This window comes from Endozoicomonas atrinae (genome assembly GCF_001647025.1).
Classification (GTDB): Bacteria; Pseudomonadota; Gammaproteobacteria; order Pseudomonadales; family Endozoicomonadaceae; genus Endozoicomonas; species Endozoicomonas atrinae.
In genome coordinates, this window is record NZ_LUKQ02000628.1 from 1 (window position 1) to 937 (window position 937).

The 937-nt window shown below is 59.6% G+C and carries 1 protein-coding gene; it reads left to right on the plus strand.

Going from position 1 to position 937, the window contains the following annotated elements:
- On the plus strand, positions 1–937 hold a 937-nt coding region (locus tag AK963_RS34135), incomplete at both ends, for an LPD38 domain-containing protein (protein WP_202969942.1).

Genomic DNA, 937 nt, shown 5'->3' on the forward strand with positions numbered 1-937 from the left:
GGTGAGGGTACGGTCAGCGTATCGGAGAACGGCAAGCTGAAGCACTACCTGGTGCATGACAAGCTGCTGCTGGCCTCCATTCAGGACCTGGGAGCGCCCAACTTTGGCTGGATGATGAAGCTGTTGAACTGGCCACGGCGGTTGCTGACCGCCACCGTTACCGCCGACCCGGCCTTTATGGCGCGCAACCTGTTCAGGGATACGCTGTCCACCTGGGTGCATATTGCCCCGGAGGTGAACGGCAAACCCCTGAAGACCAATCCGCTGGCCGGTGCTATCCGGGGCTTTACCACAAAGCTGAAGAACGACGACAGCTACTGGAACATGATGCTGGCCGGAGGCGGCGGTGGGGGCTACTACAGCGTCAAGCCGGAGAATATCCGCAAGAAGCTGTCACCGGATGACCTCAAACGGCTGATCGACGTACCGGGCAAACTCTACGAAGTGCTGGAGGCTAACTGGCAGAAATGGGAGCGAGTCGGCTCGAAGTTTGAAAACAGCAACCGGCTGCATGTGTATGATCGGGTGATCCGGCAGGGAGGCAGTCCTGCTGAAGCGGCTTATCAGGCCATGGATGTGATGAACTTCCGGCGCAGTGGGCAGGGGCAGATTATCCAGTTCCTGGTGCAGAGCCTGCCGTTCTTTAATGCCCGGTTGCAGGGGCTGGACCGGCTGTACCGTGGTGCCAGGGTCGAAGGCCAGTCCGGCTGGTCGGCGGTGAGCAAATCGGTATTGATCCGTGGCGCGGCTTATGGTCTGGCAGCCTATGCCCTGCGGGCTATGTATTGGGATGACGACCGCTACAAGGACTTGCCGGAGTGGGAGAAGCTGGGCTTTCACCATTTCTGGGTCGGGGAGGACCATTTCCGCATACCCAAGCCGTTCGAGGTGGGCGGCATCTTTGCCACCATCCCTGAAATCATGGAGCAGAGCCTGA